Source organism: Cellulomonas sp. ICMP 17802, from assembly GCF_041295535.1.
Taxonomy (GTDB): domain Bacteria; phylum Actinomycetota; class Actinomycetes; order Actinomycetales; family Cellulomonadaceae; genus Cellulomonas.
In genome coordinates this window covers 41656-60252 of record NZ_JBGFQZ010000001.1, presented here as the reverse complement: position 1 = coordinate 60252, position 18597 = coordinate 41656, and the positions used below count along the sequence as shown (strand labels likewise).

18 protein-coding genes are annotated in these 18597 nt (G+C 73.9%); 17 read left to right on the top strand and 1 reads right to left on the bottom strand.

The genetic code is table 11. The annotated features are described in order from the left end of the window. Window positions 1-11: 11 nt before the first annotated feature. From AB5970_RS00320 to AB5970_RS00270, 11 genes are all read left to right on the top strand, one after another. Window positions 12-578 carry a sugar O-acetyltransferase gene (locus AB5970_RS00320; RefSeq protein WP_370501903.1) on the top strand — a complete coding sequence of 189 codons (567 nt, stop codon included), beginning with the start codon at window positions 12-14 and terminating at the stop codon, window positions 576-578. After that, complete coding sequence (locus AB5970_RS00315; RefSeq protein WP_370501902.1) at window positions 578-1525, top strand: LLM class flavin-dependent oxidoreductase; 948 nt, start codon at window positions 578-580, stop codon at window positions 1523-1525. Before AB5970_RS00320 ends, AB5970_RS00315 begins: the two co-directional genes overlap by 1 nt. A 79-nt stretch (window positions 1526-1604) precedes the next feature. Further along, complete coding sequence (locus AB5970_RS00310) at window positions 1605-2597, top strand: NAD(P)-dependent alcohol dehydrogenase (protein ID WP_370501901.1); 993 nt, start codon at window positions 1605-1607, stop codon at window positions 2595-2597. Between the two features lie 8 nt (window positions 2598-2605). Then, the gene (locus AB5970_RS00305; RefSeq protein ID WP_370501900.1) at window positions 2606-3034 is read left to right on the top strand and encodes a hypothetical protein; all 429 of its coding nucleotides are present in this window, start codon (window positions 2606-2608) and stop codon (window positions 3032-3034) included. Further along, window positions 3028-3243, top strand: a complete 216-nt coding sequence (locus AB5970_RS00300; RefSeq protein WP_370501899.1) for a helix-turn-helix transcriptional regulator — start codon at window positions 3028-3030, stop codon at window positions 3241-3243. The genes AB5970_RS00305 and AB5970_RS00300 overlap by 7 nt, the downstream gene beginning before the upstream one ends. A gap of 40 nt (window positions 3244-3283) precedes the next feature. Beyond that, window positions 3284-3934, top strand: coding sequence for a DUF4386 domain-containing protein (locus tag AB5970_RS00295; protein ID WP_370501898.1), 651 nt, complete (start codon window positions 3284-3286; stop codon window positions 3932-3934). A gap of 9 nt (window positions 3935-3943) precedes the next feature. Beyond that, the gene (locus tag AB5970_RS00290) at window positions 3944-5743 is read left to right on the top strand and encodes an SLC13 family permease (protein WP_370501897.1); all 1800 of its coding nucleotides are present in this window, start codon (window positions 3944-3946) and stop codon (window positions 5741-5743) included. An 11-nt stretch (window positions 5744-5754) separates the two neighbouring features. Further along, a complete protein-coding gene (locus AB5970_RS00285) occupies window positions 5755-7233 on the top strand; it encodes a leucyl aminopeptidase (protein WP_370501896.1) in 1479 nt (492 codons plus the stop codon). 7 nt (window positions 7234-7240) lie between these two features. Continuing rightward, on the top strand, window positions 7241-8122 hold the full coding sequence (locus tag AB5970_RS00280; protein WP_370501895.1) for a cation transporter: 882 nt from the start codon (window positions 7241-7243) through the stop codon (window positions 8120-8122). Then, window positions 8119-9462, top strand: a complete 1344-nt coding sequence (locus tag AB5970_RS00275) for a hypothetical protein (RefSeq protein WP_370501894.1) — start codon at window positions 8119-8121, stop codon at window positions 9460-9462. The genes AB5970_RS00280 and AB5970_RS00275 overlap by 4 nt, the downstream gene beginning before the upstream one ends. Next, window positions 9459-9689: a hypothetical protein gene (locus tag AB5970_RS00270; RefSeq protein ID WP_370501893.1), complete on the top strand. Its 231-nt coding sequence runs from the start codon at window positions 9459-9461 to the stop codon at window positions 9687-9689. The genes AB5970_RS00275 and AB5970_RS00270 overlap by 4 nt, the downstream gene beginning before the upstream one ends. A gap of 12 nt (window positions 9690-9701) precedes the next feature. On the opposite strand, the gene AB5970_RS00265 is transcribed toward AB5970_RS00270, so the two are convergent. After that, a complete protein-coding gene (locus AB5970_RS00265) occupies window positions 9702-11270 on the bottom strand; it encodes an AbgT family transporter (protein WP_370501892.1) in 1569 nt (522 codons plus the stop codon). An 84-nt stretch (window positions 11271-11354) separates the two neighbouring features. On the opposite strand from AB5970_RS00265, the gene AB5970_RS00260 reads away from it, so the two are divergent. The 6 genes from AB5970_RS00260 (at window position 11355) to AB5970_RS00235 (ending at window position 18568) form a co-directional block, all read left to right on the top strand. Next, on the top strand, window positions 11355-12326 hold the full coding sequence (locus AB5970_RS00260; protein ID WP_370501891.1) for an aldo/keto reductase: 972 nt from the start codon (window positions 11355-11357) through the stop codon (window positions 12324-12326). Between the two features lie 26 nt (window positions 12327-12352). After that, complete coding sequence (locus AB5970_RS00255) at window positions 12353-13210, top strand: NAD-dependent epimerase/dehydratase family protein (RefSeq protein ID WP_370501890.1); 858 nt, start codon at window positions 12353-12355, stop codon at window positions 13208-13210. A gap of 177 nt (window positions 13211-13387) precedes the next feature. After that, on the top strand, window positions 13388-14428 hold the full coding sequence (locus tag AB5970_RS00250; RefSeq protein ID WP_370501889.1) for a semialdehyde dehydrogenase: 1041 nt from the start codon (window positions 13388-13390) through the stop codon (window positions 14426-14428). Further along, window positions 14425-15600 carry an NAD(P)/FAD-dependent oxidoreductase gene (locus AB5970_RS00245; RefSeq protein WP_370501888.1) on the top strand — a complete coding sequence of 392 codons (1176 nt, stop codon included), beginning with the start codon at window positions 14425-14427 and terminating at the stop codon, window positions 15598-15600. Before AB5970_RS00250 ends, AB5970_RS00245 begins: the two co-directional genes overlap by 4 nt. A gap of 80 nt (window positions 15601-15680) precedes the next feature. Continuing rightward, window positions 15681-17948, top strand: a complete 2268-nt coding sequence (locus AB5970_RS00240) for a SpoIIE family protein phosphatase (protein WP_370501887.1) — start codon at window positions 15681-15683, stop codon at window positions 17946-17948. A 26-nt stretch (window positions 17949-17974) separates the two neighbouring features. After that, a complete protein-coding gene (locus AB5970_RS00235; protein ID WP_370501886.1) occupies window positions 17975-18568 on the top strand; it encodes a 1-acyl-sn-glycerol-3-phosphate acyltransferase in 594 nt (197 codons plus the stop codon). The last annotated feature ends 29 nt before the right edge of the window (window positions 18569-18597 follow it).

Sequence of the window (18597 nt, the reverse complement as noted above, 5' to 3'; positions counted from 1 at the left end):
GCGTCGGACGCATGACCGACGAGGACACCCGCACGCAGTACGAGCGCATGGTCGCCGGCGACTGGTACGAGGCCGACGCCGAGATCGGGGCTCTGACCGCCGCCGCGCAGGCCCGGGCCGAGCGGTTCGCGCAGGCGGTGCGCGAGGGCGACGACGACGCCGTCGACCGGCTCCGCGAGCTGCTCGGCTCGCTGGGCGAGGGCTCGTGGATCCGACCGCCCCTGTACGTGGACCTCGGGGTGCACCTGCACCTCGGCGCGCGGTCGTTCGTGAACTTCGGGCTGGTGGCGCTCGACGTCGCGCACATCCAGATCGGCGACGACACCAAGATCGGCCCGAACGTCCAGCTGCTGACCCCGATCCACCCGGTGGACCCGGAGCCGCGGCGGGCCAAGCTCGAGGCCGCCCGGCCGATCACCATCGGCGACAACGTCTGGCTCGGCGGCGGCGTCATCGTGTGCCCCGGCGTGACCATCGGCGACAACACGGTGGTCGGTGCCGGCTCGGTGGTCACCAAGGACCTGCCCGCCAACGTCGTCGCGGTGGGCAACCCCGCGCGCGTGATCAAGGAGATCTGATGACCGAGCGCGCCGTCGGCGTCATGCTCCCCCGGGACCTGCCCGCCGACCGGTTCCGGACGTACGCGCAGCGGGCCGAGGCGCTCGGGTTCGACGAGCTCTGGGTGGTCGAGGACTGCTTCTTCCGCGGGGGCGTCGCGCAGGCCGCCGCCGCGCTCGCGATGACCGAGCGCCTCCGGGTGGGCATCGGCATCCTGCCGGCCGCGGTGCGCAACGCGGCGTTCACCGCGATGGAGGCGGGGACGCTGGCGGAGCTGTTCCCGGGGCGGGTCGACGTCGGGATCGGGCACGGGATGCCGGGCTGGATGCGGCAGGTCGGCGCCTGGCCGCAGAGCCCGCTGACCATGCTCGAGGAGCACCTCGAGGCGGTGCGCGCGGTGCTGGCCGGCTCGCGGACCAGCACCGACGGGCGCTACGTGACGCTCGACGGCGTGCAGCTCGAGTCCGTGCCGCCGACCACGCGCGTCCTGGCGGGCGTCCGCGGGCCGAAGTCGCTCGCGCTCGCGGGACGGTCGGCGGACGGCACGGTCCTGGCCGAGCCGGTCACGCCCGAGTACGTCGCCGAGGCCCTGCGCCACATCGCGCCGACCCGCGAGCACCGGATCGTGGCCTACTGCGTCGCGGCGGTCGACGACGACGCCTCGGCGGCGCGGGACGTCGTCCGGCCAGCCCTCGAGTGGATCGGCGAGCCGGACTGGGACGTGCACATCGCGCCGCTGCCGTTCGCCGACGAGTTCCGCGCCCTGCGCGCCTCCGCGCCCAGCCGCGCCGACTTCGCGGCGGCGCTGCCCGACGAGTGGGTCGACCAGCTCGCGGTGGTGGGGACCGCGGCCGGGGCGAGGACGCGGATCGGGCAGCTGCACGACGCCGGCGTCACCACGACGGTCCTCATCCCGGTCGGCCCGGACCCGCTCGCGGCGCTGGAGGCCCTCGCGCGGGTGCTGTAGTCGTGTAAAGAACTCTTGACATGGTGTCTGGTTCGTCTTACCTTCGCCATGTCAGCAATTCTTTACACCGGAGGCTCCGATGAGCGGCGAGACCGAGACCCGCATCATGCAGGCGATCGTGCAGCGCGCCTACGGGTCGCCCGAGACCGTGCTCGACCACCGGACCGTGCCCCGGCGGGCCCCGCGGGCCGGCGAGGTCGAGATCCGGGTGCACGCGTCGTCCCTCAACTTCGCCGACGTCGCCACCGTGACCGGCCGACCGTCGCTGATCCGGGCCGTGACGGGGCTCCGCGCGCCGAAGCGCCCGGTGCCCGGCAAGGACGTGGCCGGCACGGTGGTCGCCGTGGGCGCCGGGGTGACCGACCTCGAGCCGGGCGTCGACGTGTTCGCCGAGGCCGTGACCGGCGCCTGGGCGCAGTACGTGTGCGTGCCCGCGTCGGTCGTCGCCCGCGCGCCGGCGAACCTGGGCTTCGCGGAGTCGGCCACCCTGCCGCTCGCGGGCGGGACGGCGCTGGACTGCCTCGCGGGCGTCCGGCCCGGGCAGGCGGTGCTGGTCAACGGGGCGTCGGGCGGCGTCGGCACGTTCGCGGTGCAGATCGCCAAGGCGCTCGGCGCGGAGGTCACGGGCGTGTGCAGCGGGCGGAACGTCGAGCTGGTGCGAGGCCTCGGCGCGGACCACGTCCTCGACTACGACCGCTCGGACTTCACCACCGGCGCGCACCGCTACGACCTGGTGGTCGACCTCGTCGGCAACCGGTCGCTGGCCGCGTGCCGCCGCGCGCTGACGCCGCACGGCACCCTCGCGCTGTCGTCCGGCGGCGGCGGAGCGGTGATCGGCCCGATGGGTCGCCTCGCGCGGGCCGTGGTCGTGAACCTGGTCGTCGGCCAGCACCTGCGTCCCGTCACGGCCACCCGCAGCCGCGCCAAGCTCGAGCGGCTGCGGGAGCTCGCCGAGGCGGGGCTGGTCACGCCGGCCGTCGAGCGCACCTACCCTCTGAGCGACGCACCCGAGGCCCTCCGGCGCCTGGTGGCCGAGCACGCCCGCGGCAAGACCGTCCTCACCGTCGCCTAGGAGCACCGATGTCGTACGAGGAACGCAACGTCTGGGTCTTCGCCGTGGTCGCCGTGCTCGCGTACGGGGCGTACGTCGCGGTGATCCTCAGCCGCGCCCGCGACACCCCGCTGACCGAGGTGGCCTACGTCGCGCCGCTGCTCTGGTCGATCGGTCTGGCGATCGTCGCATCCATCGTCGGCAGCATCCTCGTCTCCCTGGCCAACCGTCGCGACGGCCACGTCAAGGACCAGCGCGACCGGGAGATCAACCGGCTGGGCGAGTACACGGGCCAGTCGTTCGTCGTCATCGGGGCGCTCGCGGCCATGGCGCTGGCCATGCTCGAGGTGGACTGGTTCTGGATCGCCAACGTCATCTACCTCTGCTTCGTCCTGTCGGCGATCCTCGGCTCCGTCACCAAGCTCGCGGCCTACCGCCGGGACTTCTCCGCATGGTGAAGCCCACCGCGGTCACCAACTCCATCCGCACCCTCCGGTTCGCGCACGGCGAGATGACCCAGGCCGAGCTCGCGGCGCGCATCGGCGTCACGCGCCAGACCGTCATCGCGATCGAGCAGGGCCGCTACTCGCCCTCGCTCGAGATGGCGTTCCAGATCGCCCGCGTCTTCGGCGTCCCGCTGGACGACGTCTTCCAGTACCCGGGCTGACCCGCCCGGATCCCCCGCACGCCAGTCGAAGGGCACAGCCATGCGCACTGCACGCCTCGCCGGTCTGCTCTACCTCGTCGTCGCCGTCCTCGGCGGGTTCGCCGAGCTGTTCGCCCGGGCCACGGTCCGGGGTGCCGACGACGTCGCCGCGGCCCTCCGGGAGCACGCCGGGCTGATGAAGGTCGCGTTCGCCGCCGACCTCGTCGCGTTCACGTGCTTCGCGCTCGTCGGCATCGCGCTCTATGCCCTGTTCCGGGAGGTCGACCGCACCGCGGCGGTCGCGATGCTCACCCTCAACGCGATCAGCGTGGCCATCCAGTGCCTCAACATGGTCAACCAGGCCGGCGCGCTGCTCGCGGCACAGCGGGGGTCCGACGAGCTCGCGGTGCTGTTCCTCGACCTGCACGGGGTGGGATACCTGATCGCGCAGATCTTCTTCGGCGCGTGGCTGGTCCCGCTGGGCTACCTCGTCGTGCGGTCGGGATGGGTGCCGCGGGGGTTCGGGTACGCGCTGGTCGTCGGCGGGCTCGGGTACCTGGCGGGGTTCGCGGTCGAGCTCGTCGCACCGGCGGCGGACGCGGCCTCGACCGCCCTCGGCATGGTGGGCGGGCTGTCGGAGATCGCGTTCCTGCTCTGGCTGCTGGCGACGGGTGCGCCGAGGTTGGACCGCAGCGTGGTGCTTGTGCCCTAGTTTGGCGATGTGTCCGACGCCACGGTCAGTCTGCTCGTCCTCGCGGGCTGCGTCGGGCTGTTCATCTGGAACCGGCTGAGCGTCAGCGTGGTCGCGCTGCTCACGGCGCTGGCCCTGTACTTCACCGGCCTGGTCACCGCGGCCGAGGCCGTCGGCGGGTTCGGGGACCCGGTCGTGGTGTTCATCGCCTCGCTGTTCGTCCTGAGCGAGGGCCTCGAGTCCTCGGGGGTCACCGCGTGGGCCGGGCAGCAGCTCATCGCCCGGGCGGGGACGGGCCGCGGCCGGTTGCTCGTGGCGCTCATGGGCCTGTCGGCGGTCATGGCCGCGCTCGTCACGCCCAACGGCGCCGCCGCCGCGCTGATCCCGATCGTGGTCGTGGCCGCCCGGCGCTCGCGGCAGTCGACGTCGCAGATGCTCATCCCCCTGGCGTTCGCGGCGAGCGCGGGCGCGCTGCTGGTGCTGAGCGGCAGCACGGTCAACGTCATCGTCTCGGACGCGCTCGACCAGGCGACCGGGGAGCGGTTCGGCTTCTTCGAGTTCGGGCTGATGGGCGTCCCGCTCGTGCTCGCCACCATCGGGGTCGCGCTCGTGGCGGGTCGCCGGCTGCTGCCCGACCGGTCGCCGACGTCGTTGCCCGCCGACTACTCCGCGCACATCGACACGCTGGTCGACCACTACAGCCTGGACGCCGGCTTCTTCCGGCTCACGGTCGACGCCGGCTCGGACGTGGTCGGGCTGCGGCGCGACCAGGTGTCCGTCCCCGACCGGGTGGTGCTCATCGGGGTGCAGCGCGCCGACGGCCTGCCCGCCGACGAGGCCGACGTGCTGCGCGTGGGCGACGTGGTCGTCGTGTCCGGGGACAGCGTCGGCATCGCCAACCTGGTCGAGGACCACGCGCTCACGGTCGCGACGACGCCGCTCACCCGGAGCACGCGCGAGGCGCTCCTCGGCCGCGAGGTCGGGGTGGGGGAGGTCGTCGTGCGCCCGCGCTCGCGCCTGATCGGCGAGGTGGTGTTCGCGGGGGTGGTGCGCGGCGGCGTGACCATCCTGGGCGTGCGCCGCCTGGGCAAGGACCGCGGCGGGGACCACCTCAGCCTCGCCGAGGGCGACTCGCTGCTGGTGCACGGTCCCTGGCCGGTGGTCGAGGCGCTCGAGGCCGACGACGACGTGCTCATCGTCGACAACCCCGAGCTGGTGCGCCGGCAGACGGTCGCCCTGGGGCCCAAGGCGTGGCGCGCGATCGTCGTGCTGGTGGCCACGGTCGCGCTGCTGGCCAGCGGGGTGGTGCCGCCGGCGATCGCGGGGCTGGTCGGCGCGGCGGCGATGGTGATCACCGGCGTCGTCGGCGTCGCGCACGCGTACCGCGCGGTCTCCTGGGAGACCGTCGTGCTGGTGGGCGGGCTGATCCCGCTGTCCACCGCGATCGCCTCCAGCGGTGCCGCGGACCTCGTCGCCGGCTGGGTGCTGCAGGTGATCGGCGACGGCGGCCCGCGGGTGGTCCTCGCGGCGCTCTTCGTGCTCACGCTGCTGCTGGGCCAGGTGGTGAGCAACACCGCCACGGTGCTGATCGTCGCCCCCATCGCCGTCGCCATCGCCGGCGAGTCGGGCGTCGCGCTGGCCCCGGTGCTCATGCTGGTCGCGGTGGCCGGCGCCGCCTCGTTCCTCACGCCGATCGCGACGCCCGCGAACATGATGGTGATGGGGCCGGGCGGCTACACGTTCTCGGACTACTGGAAGCTCGGCCTCGCGACCACGCTGGCGTGGTTCGCGGTCGCCGTCCTGCTGATCCCTGTCATCTGGCCCACGTGAGGAGTACGACGATGCCGTTCGACCCGATCCCGTCCCGCGCCCTGTTCGAGGAGGTCTCGGTCCGGGTGGACGCGCTCGGTGCGGGGGCCGGCCGTGCCCTCGGGCTGGCGGTGACCGCCACCGGTGACGTGCCGTCGGGCATCCCGCTCGACCGGGCAGCGCTCACCGAGTGGGGCTTCCGCGGCTCCGCCGGCGAGGTCCTCATCCTGCCGCGGGAGGGCGGCGCGGTGATCGCGACCGGCGTCGGCGACGACCCGTCCGAGGCCGCGCTGCGCGACGCGGCGGCGGCGTTCGCCCGGGCGGCCGGCCGCGACGACGTGCTGACCACCGACCTGGCCACCGCCGGTGCGTCGGTGGAGGCCTCTGCCCAGGCCGTCGTCGAGGGGATCCTGCTCGGCCGGTACCGGTACGACGCCCTGAAGACCGACCCGGGGACCGTGCCGGTGCGCGAGATCGTGCTGCTGGTGGACGACGCGTCGGCCGACGACGCCCGGCTCGGGGCCCAGCGCGGGTACGTGCTCGCGCGGGCGGCATCCCTCTCCCGGGACCTGGCCAGCACCCCGGCCGGCCACCTGACCGCGCCCGACCTGGCCGACATCGCGGTCTGGCTGGCCGGCGAGCACGGCCTCGACATCGAGGTGTTCGACGAGGAGGCGCTGGTCGAGATGGGCTGCGGCGGCCTGCTCGGCGTCAACGCCGGGTCCGTGGTCGAGCCGCGCATGATCGTGATCCGGTACACGCCGGCGGGCGAGCCGACCGGCCACCTCGGCTTCGTCGGCAAGGGCATCACCTACGACTCGGGCGGCATCAGCCTCAAGCCGTCCAACGCCATGCACGCGGCCATGAAGATGGACATGAGCGGCGCGGGCGCGGTGCTGGCGGCGATGACGGCGCTCGCGGACCTCGAGGTGCCGGTCGCGGTGAGCGCCTACCTGGCGTGCACGGACAACATGCCGTCGGGCTCGGCCACCAAGCTGGGCGACGTGCTCACGTCGCGCAGCGGCCGCACGATCGAGGTGGTCAACACCGACGCCGAGGGCCGCCTGGTCATGGCCGACGCGATCGCGCTGGCGCGCGAGGACGGCGTGGACGCGATCGTCGACATCGCGACGCTCACGGGTGCCGCGCTGGCCGCCCTGGGCATGCTGACGGCGGCGGTCATCGGCAACGACGACGGCATGCTCGACCTGATCGAGGCCGCCGCCGAGAAGACCGACGAGCAGGTCTGGCGCCTGCCGCTCGACCGCCGGTACCGCAAGCAGCTCGAGTCCGAGGTCGCCGACATCAAGAACCTGGGCGGCGAGTACGCCGGGGCCATCACCGCGGCGCTCTTCCTCGCCGAGTGGGTGGGGGAGACCCCGTGGGCGCACCTCGACATCGCCGGCACGATGCGGTCCGACACCGACGACGCCTGGCGGACCAAGGGCGCCACCGGCTTCGGCGCCCGGCTGCTGGTGGAGGTCGCGTCGACGTTCGCCCCGGCCCGGTGACGACCCCGTGACCGAGCGGCGCGCGCTCGGCGAGTCGATCGCCGGGGCCGTCGTCCTCGGCACGCTCGCCGTGGTGTGGGGCATCGCGGCGCAGTCGCGCGTGCTGCTGTTCGACGGCGCGTTCATCCTGCTCGGCATCGTGCTCTCCGCCCTGTCGCTCATGGCGTCGCGCGCCGCGGCGGAGCGGCCGACCGCGCGGTTCCCGTTCGGCAAGGCGGCCGTCACGCCCCTGGCCATCGCGGTCCAGGGCGTGGCGCTGCTGGGCACCCTGGTCTACGCGGCAGCCGATGCCGTCGCGATCATCGCGGCCGGTGGGTCCGACGTCGCGCCCGGCACGGTGGTGGCGTACGGGCTCCTCACGATGGCCTGCAGCTACGGGCTGAGCCGCTGGCTGACCCACCGCGCCCCGTCGTCCGAGCTCGTGGCCGCCGAGGTGGCCCAGTGGCGGGCGGGCGCGCTGCTCAGCCTGGTGTTCGCCGTCGGTGCGGGCCTGGCCGTCGCGCTCGCGTCGGTCGACGACCTGGTCAGGTACGTCGACCCGGTGCTCGTGCTGGTCGCCTGCGCGGTGCTGCTGCCGATCCCCCTGCGGCTGCTGCGGGGCGCCGGTCTCGAGCTGCTGGAGGCGGCGCCGCCCCCGGCCGTGCAGAGCACGCTCGACGACGCCGTCGCGTCGGTGCGAGCCGAGTTCGGGCTCGACGAGCCGTTCGTCCGCTCGACCAAGCTGGGCAGCCGGCTCTACGTGGAGGTCGACTTCGTGGTGCCGCCCGGGGAGTGGGACGTGACCGGCGAGGACCGCGTCCGACGGGCGCTCATCGGGCACCTGGACCCGCTGGGGTACGAGCTGTGGGCCAACGTCGAGCTCACCACGGACCCGGAGCTGGCCCGATGACGACCGAGGTGGCCGAGCGCCCGTCCCTGCTGAGGCGGGCGGTGAAGCCCGTCGTCATGCTCGTCATCGGGTTCTTCGCCTGGCAGGTGGGCACGGCGCTGGTCGGGGCCGTGGACTGGGCCGCGGTGCTCGACGCGTTCGGGCACCTGACCTGGTGGATGGCGCTCCCGCTGCTCGCGGCGCTCCTGCTGCGCCAGCTGTGCAACGCCGTCCCGCTGCGCCGCTACGTGCTGGGCCTCGGGGTGGGGCGCTCGATGGCGAACGACCTCACCGCCAACCTCGTCGCGACGGCCGCGCCGCCGCCCGCCGACATCGTCCTGCGCGTCGCGATGTTCCGGTCCTGGGGGCTCGACCCCGTGATGGGCATGGCGGGCGTCACGCTCAACACCGTCAAGTTCTACGCGGTCCGGTTCCTCGCGCCGGTGCTCGGCCTCCTGCTCGTCGCGTCCCAGGGCGTCGAGCGGCGGCAGTGGGTGGTCGCGCTGCTGTGCGGGCTCGTCGCGGCCGTGATGCTCGGGTCGCTGCTGCTGCTCGTGCGCGGCGACCACCTGGCGATCTGGCTCGGGCGGACCGCGGGCCGCGTCGTGCGACGGTTCCGGCCGTCCGTCGACCCGGCCGCGTGGGCCGACGCCCTGGTCGAGATCCGCGCGCGGTCCGCCGACTCGCTGCGCACCGGGTTGGCCACCTCGATGCTGGCGCTGGTCGCCATGGTGCTGGCCGACGCGCTGATCCTGCTGCTGGCCCTGCGGTTCACCGGGGTCGACGCCGGGGCGCTGTCGGTGGTGGACATCGTCGGCGGCTTCCTGCTGGTGTACCCGCTGACCCTGCTGCCGCTGTTCGGGTTCGGGGTGCTCGACGCCCTCCTGCTCGGCGCGTGGGTCACCGCGGCGGGCGTGCTGTACGAGCCGGATCGTGGCCGGGCTGCTGGTCTGGCGCGTGGTGACGATCTTCGGGACGCTCGCGCTCGGGCTGGTGACGCTGGGGTGGTGGCGCTGGCGGTACCGGGCGGCGTGACCTCGCGCCCCCGATGCCACGGAGATACCGTGCGAGGAAGGGCCCGACGAGGGGAGACGCCATGTCCGCGTTGCTCGGATCTCTGCGGGAGGACGAGCTCCTCCTGGTCCGCGAGACCGAACCCGAGAGCATGGACGGGCTGGACGAGGACGCCCTGCTCGAGCTGCACACGCGGGTCCGGCGAGCGCGGACCAAGTACACCAAGCTGTACCGCCGCCAGGCCGCCGCCCGCGTGGCGGACGTCGGTGGGCGCGGCAAGGCCCGCCCGCAGAACCGTCGCAACGCCGACAAGGCCGAGGTCTTCGAGGAGGCGCTCGCGCGCGTGAGCAAGCGCGTCGACGTCGTCGCCCGCAAGGCCGCCGCGGAGCTGAAGGCCGAGCGCCTGGCAGCCGCCCGCGCCGGCTCGTCCGGCCCGGCGAGCGCCCCCGCCCGGCATTCCGTGTCGGGCACGTCGCAGGACGTCCCTCGCGGCAAGACCACCGGCGGGGTGAAGCGCGACGCCTCGTCGCAGGCCCAGGGCGCTCGTCGTCAGGCGAAGCGGGACAGCCGCTGACGTCGAGGACGGCTAGTTCAGGTAGATCGACGCGCCCGGCCCGAGCGGGATGCCCAGCAGGTACCAGACCACCAGCAGCGCGCTCCAGGTGATGAGCAGCACCACGGTGTACGGGAGCATCAGCGAGATGACCGACCCCACGCCGACCTTCTTGCGGTAGCGCTCGGCGAAGATCACGATCAGCGCGAAGTACGGCATGAGCGGCGTGGCCACGTTCACGGGGGAGTCGCCGACGCGGTAGGCAGCCATGGCCAGGTCCGGGGAGATGCCGAGCTGGATGAACAGCGGCACGAACACGGGCGCGAAGATGGCCCACTTGGGCACCACGCCGCCGATGAAGATGTCGATCACGGCGGTCATGGCGATGAGCCCGAGGATGAGCCAGACGGTGCTGAGGTTGGCGGCCTCGAGGGCGTCGGCCATGTTCACCGCGGCGATGGTGCCCAGGTTCGAGTAGTTGAAGTACGCGATGAACTGGCTGATCACGAGCAGCAGGAAGATCAGCCCGGAGAGCCCCGAGATGGTCTTCACCATGGGGTTGATGACGTCCATCGAGCCCTTGACCGTGCCGGCGCCCCGCCCGTAGCAGAGCCCCATCACGAAGAAGTACACGAGGATCAGGAAGATGATCGAGTTCAGCAGCGGGGAGTCCTCGATCAGGCTGCCGGTCTCGGGGTTGCGCAGCAGGGCGTTCGGCGGGAGCGACAGGGCGAGCACGACGACCGTGGTGCCGAGGAAGCCCCAGAACGCCCAGCGCAGGCCGTTCTTCTCGGCGTCGCTGAGCTCGCCCGACGGCGCCTCGTCGGCCGTCTCCGGCCCCTGCGACGGGTGGTAGGTACCCAGCCGCGGCTCGACGAACTTCTCCGTGAGGAACGTGACCACCACGGTGACCAGCAGCGTCGAGACGATGCCGAAGTACAGGTTGCCGGTGATCGAGACGTGCTGCGCGGGGTCGGCGATCGCCTCGTTGGTGATCTCCGCCAGCATCCCGTCGACCGGCGTGATCAGCATGTTCACCGCGAACCCGCCGCCGACGCCGGCGAACGCGGCGGCGAGGCCGGCCAGCGGGTGCCTGCCGAGCGAGAGGAACACGGCGGCGGCCAGCGGGATGAGGACGAGGTAGCCGGCGTCGGTCGCGATGGAGGACAGGACGCCCAGCAGCACGATGATGAACGTGATGGCGCGCGGCGGGGTGACCTTGACCAGCCGCTTGATGAACGAGGCGATCAGGCCGACCTCCTCGGCCATGCCCACGCCGATCATGGCGACGACGATGACGCCGACCACGCCGAAGTTGTTGAAGTTGGCCACCGGCGAGGTGAACACGAACCGCAGCCCGTCGGCGTCGAGGAGGCTCTGCGCCGCGACCGTGACGGTGACGGGCTCCGCGGCCCCGATCTGCGCCTGCTCGAACGTGACGGTGCTGCCGGCGGCTTGGAAGATCGCCGAGAGCACCATGATGAACGCGATGAGGATCAGGAAGATGATCACCGGGTGGGGCACCTTGTTGCCCACCCGCTCGATCCCGTCCAGCACCCGCTGGAGGGGGGACGGCTTGTCGACGACCTCGGCAGAACTCATGCGCGCTCCTCGGCTCGAACCGCTACGAGGCTGACGCTAGCGAACAGCCCGACATCTCGGGCGGCTCCGTGATGGGATGGCGGCATGAAGCAGCCCGACTACGCACCCGGCAAGTCCGCATGGCTCCGCGACCTCGGCCCCACCGGCCTGCGCGTCTCGGCGGTCTGTCTCGGCGGCAGCCCGCTCGGCGGCATGCCCGCGCTGTACGGCCGTGACGTCGCCGCCGACGAGGGCGTCGCCACCGTGCTCGCCGCGCTCGACAGCCCGATCCGGTTCATCGACACCTCCAACGGCTACTCGGACGGCGAGAGCGAGCGACGCATCGGCGCGGCGCTGAAGGAGGCCGGCGGGGTTCCCGAGGGCGTCGTCATCGCGACCAAGGTCGACCCCTCGGGCCGCGACTACTCCGCCGACCGGGTGCGCGCGTCCGTCGCCGAGAGCCGCGAGCGGCTCGGCATCGACCACCTGCCGCTGGTGCACCTGCACGACCCCGAGTCGTTCGACTTCGCGGAGATGTCCGCCCCAGGCGGTCCGGTCGAGGCGTTGGTGCAGCTGCGCGAGCAGGGCGAAGTCGGGGCGATCGGGCTGGCCGGCGGCCGCGTGCAGGAGATCGCGAAGTACCTCGACCTGGGCGTGTTCGACGTCCTGCTGGTACACAACCGCTGGACCCTGGTGGACCGGAGCGCCGGCGCGCTGCTGGACGAGGCGGAGCGGCAGGGGATGGGCATCCTCAACGCGGCGGTGTACGGCGGCGGCATCCTCGCGTTCCAGTCCGGGGGGCCGACGACCTACGGCTACCGCCCGGCGCCGCCCGAGACCCTGGCTGCGGTCGAGGCGATGCGCGCGGTGTGCGCGGACTTCCACACCGACCTCGGCACCGCCGCGCTGCAGTTCTCCCTGCGCGACCCCCGGATCGCGTCGACGATCGTCGGCATGAGCCGGCCCGGGCGTGTCGCGCGCACCCTCGACCTGGCCTCCGAGCCGCTCCCGGACGCCCTCTGGCCGGCGCTGGAGGCGCTGCTCCCGCCGCCGCACGCCTGGCTGGACGCCGACTGAGGCCCGGGGCGGGATAGCGTCGCCACATGAGTCACGTGGTGGTCACTGGTGGGAGCGGGAAGCTCGGTCGTGCGGTCGTGGAGCACCTGGCGGAGCACGGGTACGACGTGGTCAACGTCGACACGGCCCTGCCGCCGGCCGGTCAGCGGGCGGTGTTCAGCCGCGTCGACCTGACCGACCTGGGCCAGGTGACCGAGGCGCTGACCGGCATCGACGACCGGTACGACGGCGTGGACGCGGTGGTGCACCTCGCCGCGATCCCGGCGCCGGGCCTGCGCCCCAGCGGGGCCACGTTCGCCAACAACGTCGTCGCCACCCACCACGTGTTCAGCGCCGCGCGGCGGGCCGGCATCAAGAACGTCGTGTGGGCGTCGAGCGAGACGGTGCTCGGCCTGCCGTTCGAGACGCCCCCGCCGTACGTGCCGGTGGACGAGGAGTACGCGGTGCGCCCCGAGAGCACCTACTCCCTGGGCAAGGCGGTCGAGGAGGAGATGGCCCGGCACTTCACGCGGTGGGACCCCGAGCTCAAGCTGATCGGCCTGCGGTTCTCCAACGTCATGGACGTCGCCGACTACGCCGCGTTCCCGTCGTTCGCGGACGACCCGCGCAGCCGGATCTGGAACCTCTGGGGCTACATCGACGCCCGCGACGGGGCCCTGGCCGTCCGGCTGGCGCTGGAGAGCGACCTCACCGGGTTCGAGGCGTTCATCATCGCGTCGCCCGACACCGTGCTGCAGACGCCATCGGCGGACCTGGTGGCGCAGTACTTCCCCGACGTCCCCGTGCAGCGGCCGATCGAGGGTCGCGAGACGCTGCTGTCCATCGACAAGGCGCGTCGCCTGCTCGGCTACGACCCTCAGCACTCCTGGACCACGGAAGTGTGAACCTGCGGGTGAACCCACCCGCGCGCCATCTGCCCGACACATTCGCTTGCTTGGCTCCTCCTGCGACCACCTCACCCGGCGCCGGCGGTATCACCGGGGTGCGCGCGCGCCCCTTCGGGGCACAGACCCACCTCGACGACGCGGCCGCGATGCCGCGCGGCCCCAGGGGAGCCACCGATGAGCACCGCCGCACCCTTCGCCTTCCTGGTCCACCCGCGCGCCCGGATCGCCGAGGACCTGGCGCGCGTGTGGCGTCCGCTCGGCCGCGTGCCCGAGGGCCTGGTCGACGCGGCGGTCCGCCGGCTCCCCCTCCCGCCGTACGCGATGTCGCGCGTGACGCTGGACGAGGCGCCGGTCGGGCACGTGGTGCTCGTGCCGTTCGGCGCCCGGCACCTCCTGTCCGAGCCCCACGAGGGCCGCGCGCGGGTGAGCCGGGCGATCGACCTCGCCGCGCGCCTGGGCGCGGGGGTCGTCGGGCTCGGGGCGCTCACGGCGACCGTCACGGCCGGCGGCGCGACGCTGCGCGGGCGGACCGACATCGGCGTCACCAACGGGAACGCGTACACGGCGGCGATCGTCGAGGACCAGCTGCTCGACCTGCTGGCGGGCGCGCCCGAGCGCCGCGTGGCGGTGGTCGGCGCGACCGGGTCGGTGGGCACCACGCTGGTCCGGCTGCTCGCCCGCGCGGGGTCGGTGGACTCGCTGCTGCTGGTGGCCCGCGGGACCGCGCGGCTCGAGGCGCTCGCCGCGGAGGTGGGCGGACGCGTGCCGACGACCACGTCGACGGACATCCACGACGTGCGCGGCTGCGACGCCGTGGTGCTCCTGACGGCGTCCAGCGACGCGCTGCTGGGCGCCGAGCACCTGGCCCCGGGCGCCCTGGTGCTGGACGCCACCCAGCCCCGCAACACCTCGCCGGACCTCGCGGTGGCCCGGCCGGACGTGACGGTGGTGGACGGCGGGGTCGTCGCCGTTCCGGGCATGGACCTGCGCGGCGGTCAGATCGGGCTGCCGCGCGGCCTGGCGTACGCGTGCTTCGCGGAGACCTTCCTGCTCGGCCTGGCCGGCCACCGGGGGCACTTCTCGACCGGCGTGCCCACGCTCGACCACGTCGAGCACGTGCGCGGCCTGGCACAGCGGTTCGCGCAGCACGGCTTCGCGGCCGCGGCACCCACCAGCTTCGGGCGACCGCTCGAGCTCCCGGCGGCGGTCCGATGAGGCGCGTCGTCCTGCTCGGCGGCGGGTACGTCACCCTGCACGCGTACGGCGCCATGGTGCGGCGCCTGCGCGGAGAGCTGCACCGCGGCGACGTCGAGATCGTCGTGCTCAGCGCCGACACCGTGCACAGCTTCCACGGGTTCACCGGCGAGGTGGTGGCGGGCCTGCTGCCGCTGGAGCTGACCCAGACGCCGCTGACCGAGGCCATGCCGCGCGCCCGCGTGGTCCACGCACGGGTCACCCGCGTCGACCTGGCGACGCGGCACGTCGAGTTCACGTCGAGCGACGGCGTCGAGGACCGCCTCGCCTACGACGCGCTGGTGGTCGGCACCGGCGGCCGGGAGCCGCTCGACGGGCTGGCCGGGGAGGCGCTCACCCTGCGCGGCCCGGGCGACCTGTCCGAGCTGCTGCAGCACGTGCGCGTGGTGGACGGGCCCGTGGTGGTCGTCGGCGGCGGGCTCGCGGGGGTCGAGCTGGCAGCGGCGCTCGCGGCCCGCACCGCGGACGTCGTGCTGGTCCAGTCGGGCGACCGCGTGGTGCCCGCCCTGCACGACGAGCAGCCGCGGCTGGCTGCCCGCTGCGTGGCCGAGCTCGCGCGCCTCGGCGTCGACGTCCGCACCGGGCTGCGGGTGGTCGCGGCCGACGACACGTCCGTGACGCTCTCGGACGGCTCGGTCGTCGGCACGCGCGTGGTCCTGGCGACGACGGGTCAGCGACCGGTCGCCCTGCCGGGCCTGGAGACGCTCCCGCGCGACCGGGGCGGTCGCCTGGTGACCACGCGCGAGCTGCTCGTGGCGCCCGACGTCTGGTCCGCCGGCGACGCGGCGTCGGTCGCGCACCCGCGCACGGGCGTGCCGGTCACGGCCAACGCGCTGTGGGCGATCAAGGCCGGCGACCACGTCGGCCGCAACGTGGCCCGCGCCCTGACGGGCCGTCCGGGCCGGCGCTTCCGCTACCTCGGGCTGGGCCAGGCGGCCTCGTTCGGCGTCGGCCGGGGCGTCGCGGACCTGTACGGGCTGCCGCTCACCGGGTGGGTCGCGTGGCTCCTGCGGATCGGGTTCTTCCTGCGGTTCATGCCGTCGCGGTCGCGCGCGGCGCGCGTCCCGGCGGAGCTCGTGCGACGCTCCCGGGCCGCCGCGGCCGTGCCGCCGAGGGTCGCCGCGCGCCGCTGATCCCGGGCGGAGCACCCACACCGCCCCCTCCCGTGCGAGTCTGGGCGGATCCCGCGCGGTGCGGGCGGGGCGGAGGTGGCATGGCCGAGACGGACGGGTCGACGTTCCTGGCCCACGACGAGCCGGTCGACCTGGACAACTGCGCCCGCGAGCCCATCCACGTCCCGGGCAGCATCCAGCCGCGGGGCGTCCTGCTCGCCGTGACGGAGCCGGACCTCGTCGTGCGGCACACGTCGGACAACGTCGGCGCCGTGCTCGGGCACGCGGTCGACCAGGTGCTCGGCCGCACGCTCGCCGACGTGCTGGGGCCCCAGGGCGCCGACGTCCTCGAGCAGCACGTGCGGACCTGGGGCAACCTGCGCGCGCGCAACCCGATCCTCGTCACGGCGGCCACGCCGGACGGCGACCTCGAGCTCGACGCGGTGCTGCACCGCATCGCCACCGGCGACGACACGCTGCTGATCGTCGAGCTGGAGCTGGCGTCGGGCCCCCGGCCGTTCTCGTTCCCGAACACGTACCAGGCGGTGCGCGGCGCGGTCGAGCAGCTCAACCACACGCACGAGCTGGCGCAGCTGTACGACATCACCGCGCGCGAGGTGCGGGCGCTGACCGGGTTCGACCGCGTGATGATCTACCGCTTCGACGCCGAGTACAACGGCGAGGTCGTCGCGGAGGCCATGCGCAGCGACCTCAACCCGTTCCTCGGGCTGCACTACCCGTCGACCGACATCCCGCCGCAGGCCAGGGCCCTGTACGAGAAGAACTGGGTCCGGCTCATCTCGGACGTGCACTACACGCCGTCGCGTCTGGTCCCCGGGCTCGACGAGCGGTCCGGCCTGCCGCTCGACCTCACGCACTCGATCCTGCGCAGCGTGTCCCCGATCCACCTCGAGTACCTGGGCAACATGGGCGTCGCGGCCTCGATGTCGATCTCGCTGCTGCGCGACGGTCGGCTGTGGGGACTCGTCGCGTGCCACCACTACTCGGGCCCGCACGAGCCCCCGTACGGCGTGCGGGCCGCGGCCGAGTTCCTCGGGTCGACCCTGTCGCTGCGCCTGGTCGCGCGGGTGGAGGAGGACGAGCTCGAGGACCGGATCCGTGCCGCGCAGACGCAGGCCCGGCTGCTCGTGGCCAGCCGCAACGAGGACCGCGCGCTGGCCACCGCCCTGGTGACCGGTCCGGCCCTCCTGGACCTGGTGCCGGCGCAGGGGGCGGTGGTGTCGTCCGACGGCGTGGTGGACTCGGTCGGGCAGGTCCCCGACGACCCCACCGCGCTGCTGGCCTGGGTGGCGGAGCAGACGGCCGACGTGATCGTGCGCGGTGCGCTGGCGTCCGAGGAGCCGGTGTTGGCGGCGGTGCTCCCGGACGTGGCCGGGCTGCTCGCGCTGCGCCTGCCGGACGGCCAGGCGCTCGTGTGGCTGCGGCACGAGGCCGTGCACAACGTCGACTGGGGCGGCGACCCGCACAACAAGGCGATCGCCCGGCGCGAGGGCGACGGCGTCCGCCTCAGCCCCCGCAAGTCGTTCGCGCTCTGGCGCGAGACCGTGCGCGGGCAGAGCGAGCCGTGGACGGACCGGGAGGTGCGCTCGGCCGAGGAGCTCCGCGGCCAGCTGCTCGAGGTGCTGATCGAGCGCAGCCGGCTGCAGGTCCGGGCGGCCGAGACGGTGCAGCGCAGCCTGCTGCCCGCGTCGCTGCCGGACCCCGACGGCTGGTCGGTCGACGCGCGCTACGCGCCCGCCGCGGGCGGCCGGGTGGGCGGCGACTGGTACGACGCCCTGGTGCTGCCGGACGGGCGGCTGGCCGTCGTCGTGGGCGACGTGGCCGGTCACGGGCTGTCCGCCGCGGCCGCCATGGGCCAGATCCGCAACGCGCTGCGCGCGTACCTGCTGCGCGGCGACTCGCCGGCGGTGACCCTGGCCGCGCTCGACCACGTCGTCCGGTGGACCATGCCGGACGAGATGGCGACCGTGGTGGTGGCGATCGCGGACCTCGCGACCGGCGAGGTGACCCTCTCCGCCGCCGGTCACCCGCGCCCGCTGCACCTGCGGACCGACGGGGCCGCCGTGCTGCTGGACCTCCCCGTCGCCCGGCCGCTCGGGGTGGGGTCGGGTGCGGCGCCGACGAGCACCCTGCAGCTGGAGCCCGGCGCCGCCCTCGTGCTCTACAGCGACGGCGTGGTCGACTCGCGCCAGACGTCTCTGCGCGACGGGTTGCGCCGGCTGGAGCGGCTGGTCGACCGCACTGAGCACCCGGACCGGGCGGTCGACCTCGACCAGGTGCTGCGCGAGAGCCGCGACCTCGCCTCGATCGACGACTGCACGCTGCTGCTCCTGCGCCGCGACGCCTGACCTTGCGGGTCGGGTACCGTCCAGAGGTGAGCCTCCGACGCACCCTGGCCCGCGCCTACTGGCGCCTGAGCCGTTGGAACCTGCAGACGGAGCGTGTGCCCGCCGACGGGGCCGGCCTGCTCATCGGCGCCCCGCACACGTCGAACTGGGACTTCATCCTCATGCTCGCCATCGCGGGCGAGGCGGACCTGTCCGTCCGCTGGCTGGGCAAGCAGCAGCTGTTCCGGGGTCCGGCCGGGCCGGTCATGCGCGCGCTCGGCGGCATCCCCGTCGACCGCCGCGACCCCGCCGGCCTCGTCGACGAGCTCGTCGCCCGCATCCAGGGCGGTGACCGGTTCTACCTCGTCGTGACCCCGGAGGGCACCCGCAGCGGCGCCGGCTGGAAGTCGGGCTTCTACCGGATCGCGCGCGCGACCGACCTGCCGGTGACGCTCGGCTACGTCGACCGCACCACCATGACGACCGGTCTCGGCCCGACCCTGCGGCTGACCGGCGACGTGGCCGCCGACATGGACCGCGTCCGCGCCTTCTACGCCGACAAGGCCGGGTTCGCGCCGTACCGCCGGACCGAGCCGCGCCTGCGCGAGGAGACGCCCGAGGCGGAGCGCCCCGCCGCCTGACCGGGCGGGTGTGGGACGTCCTCGCTACG

Coding starts and splice junctions, on each gene's coding strand:
- AB5970_RS00320 (WP_370501903.1), top strand. CDS start 12: ATGACCGACGAGGACACCCGCACGCAGTACGAGCGCATGGTCGCCGGC.
- AB5970_RS00315 (WP_370501902.1), top strand. CDS start 578: ATGACCGAGCGCGCCGTCGGCGTCATGCTCCCCCGGGACCTGCCCGCC.
- AB5970_RS00310 (WP_370501901.1), top strand. CDS start 1,605: ATGAGCGGCGAGACCGAGACCCGCATCATGCAGGCGATCGTGCAGCGC.
- AB5970_RS00305 (WP_370501900.1), top strand. CDS start 2,606: ATGTCGTACGAGGAACGCAACGTCTGGGTCTTCGCCGTGGTCGCCGTG.
- AB5970_RS00300 (WP_370501899.1), top strand. CDS start 3,028: ATGGTGAAGCCCACCGCGGTCACCAACTCCATCCGCACCCTCCGGTTC.
- AB5970_RS00295 (WP_370501898.1), top strand. CDS start 3,284: ATGCGCACTGCACGCCTCGCCGGTCTGCTCTACCTCGTCGTCGCCGTC.
- AB5970_RS00285 (WP_370501896.1), top strand. CDS start 5,755: ATGCCGTTCGACCCGATCCCGTCCCGCGCCCTGTTCGAGGAGGTCTCG.
- AB5970_RS00275 (WP_370501894.1), top strand. CDS start 8,119: ATGACGACCGAGGTGGCCGAGCGCCCGTCCCTGCTGAGGCGGGCGGTG.
- AB5970_RS00265 (WP_370501892.1), bottom strand. CDS start 11,270: ATGAGTTCTGCCGAGGTCGTCGACAAGCCGTCCCCCCTCCAGCGGGTG.
- AB5970_RS00260 (WP_370501891.1), top strand. CDS start 11,355: ATGAAGCAGCCCGACTACGCACCCGGCAAGTCCGCATGGCTCCGCGAC.
- AB5970_RS00255 (WP_370501890.1), top strand. CDS start 12,353: ATGAGTCACGTGGTGGTCACTGGTGGGAGCGGGAAGCTCGGTCGTGCG.
- AB5970_RS00250 (WP_370501889.1), top strand. CDS start 13,388: ATGAGCACCGCCGCACCCTTCGCCTTCCTGGTCCACCCGCGCGCCCGG.
- AB5970_RS00245 (WP_370501888.1), top strand. CDS start 14,425: ATGAGGCGCGTCGTCCTGCTCGGCGGCGGGTACGTCACCCTGCACGCG.
- AB5970_RS00240 (WP_370501887.1), top strand. CDS start 15,681: ATGGCCGAGACGGACGGGTCGACGTTCCTGGCCCACGACGAGCCGGTC.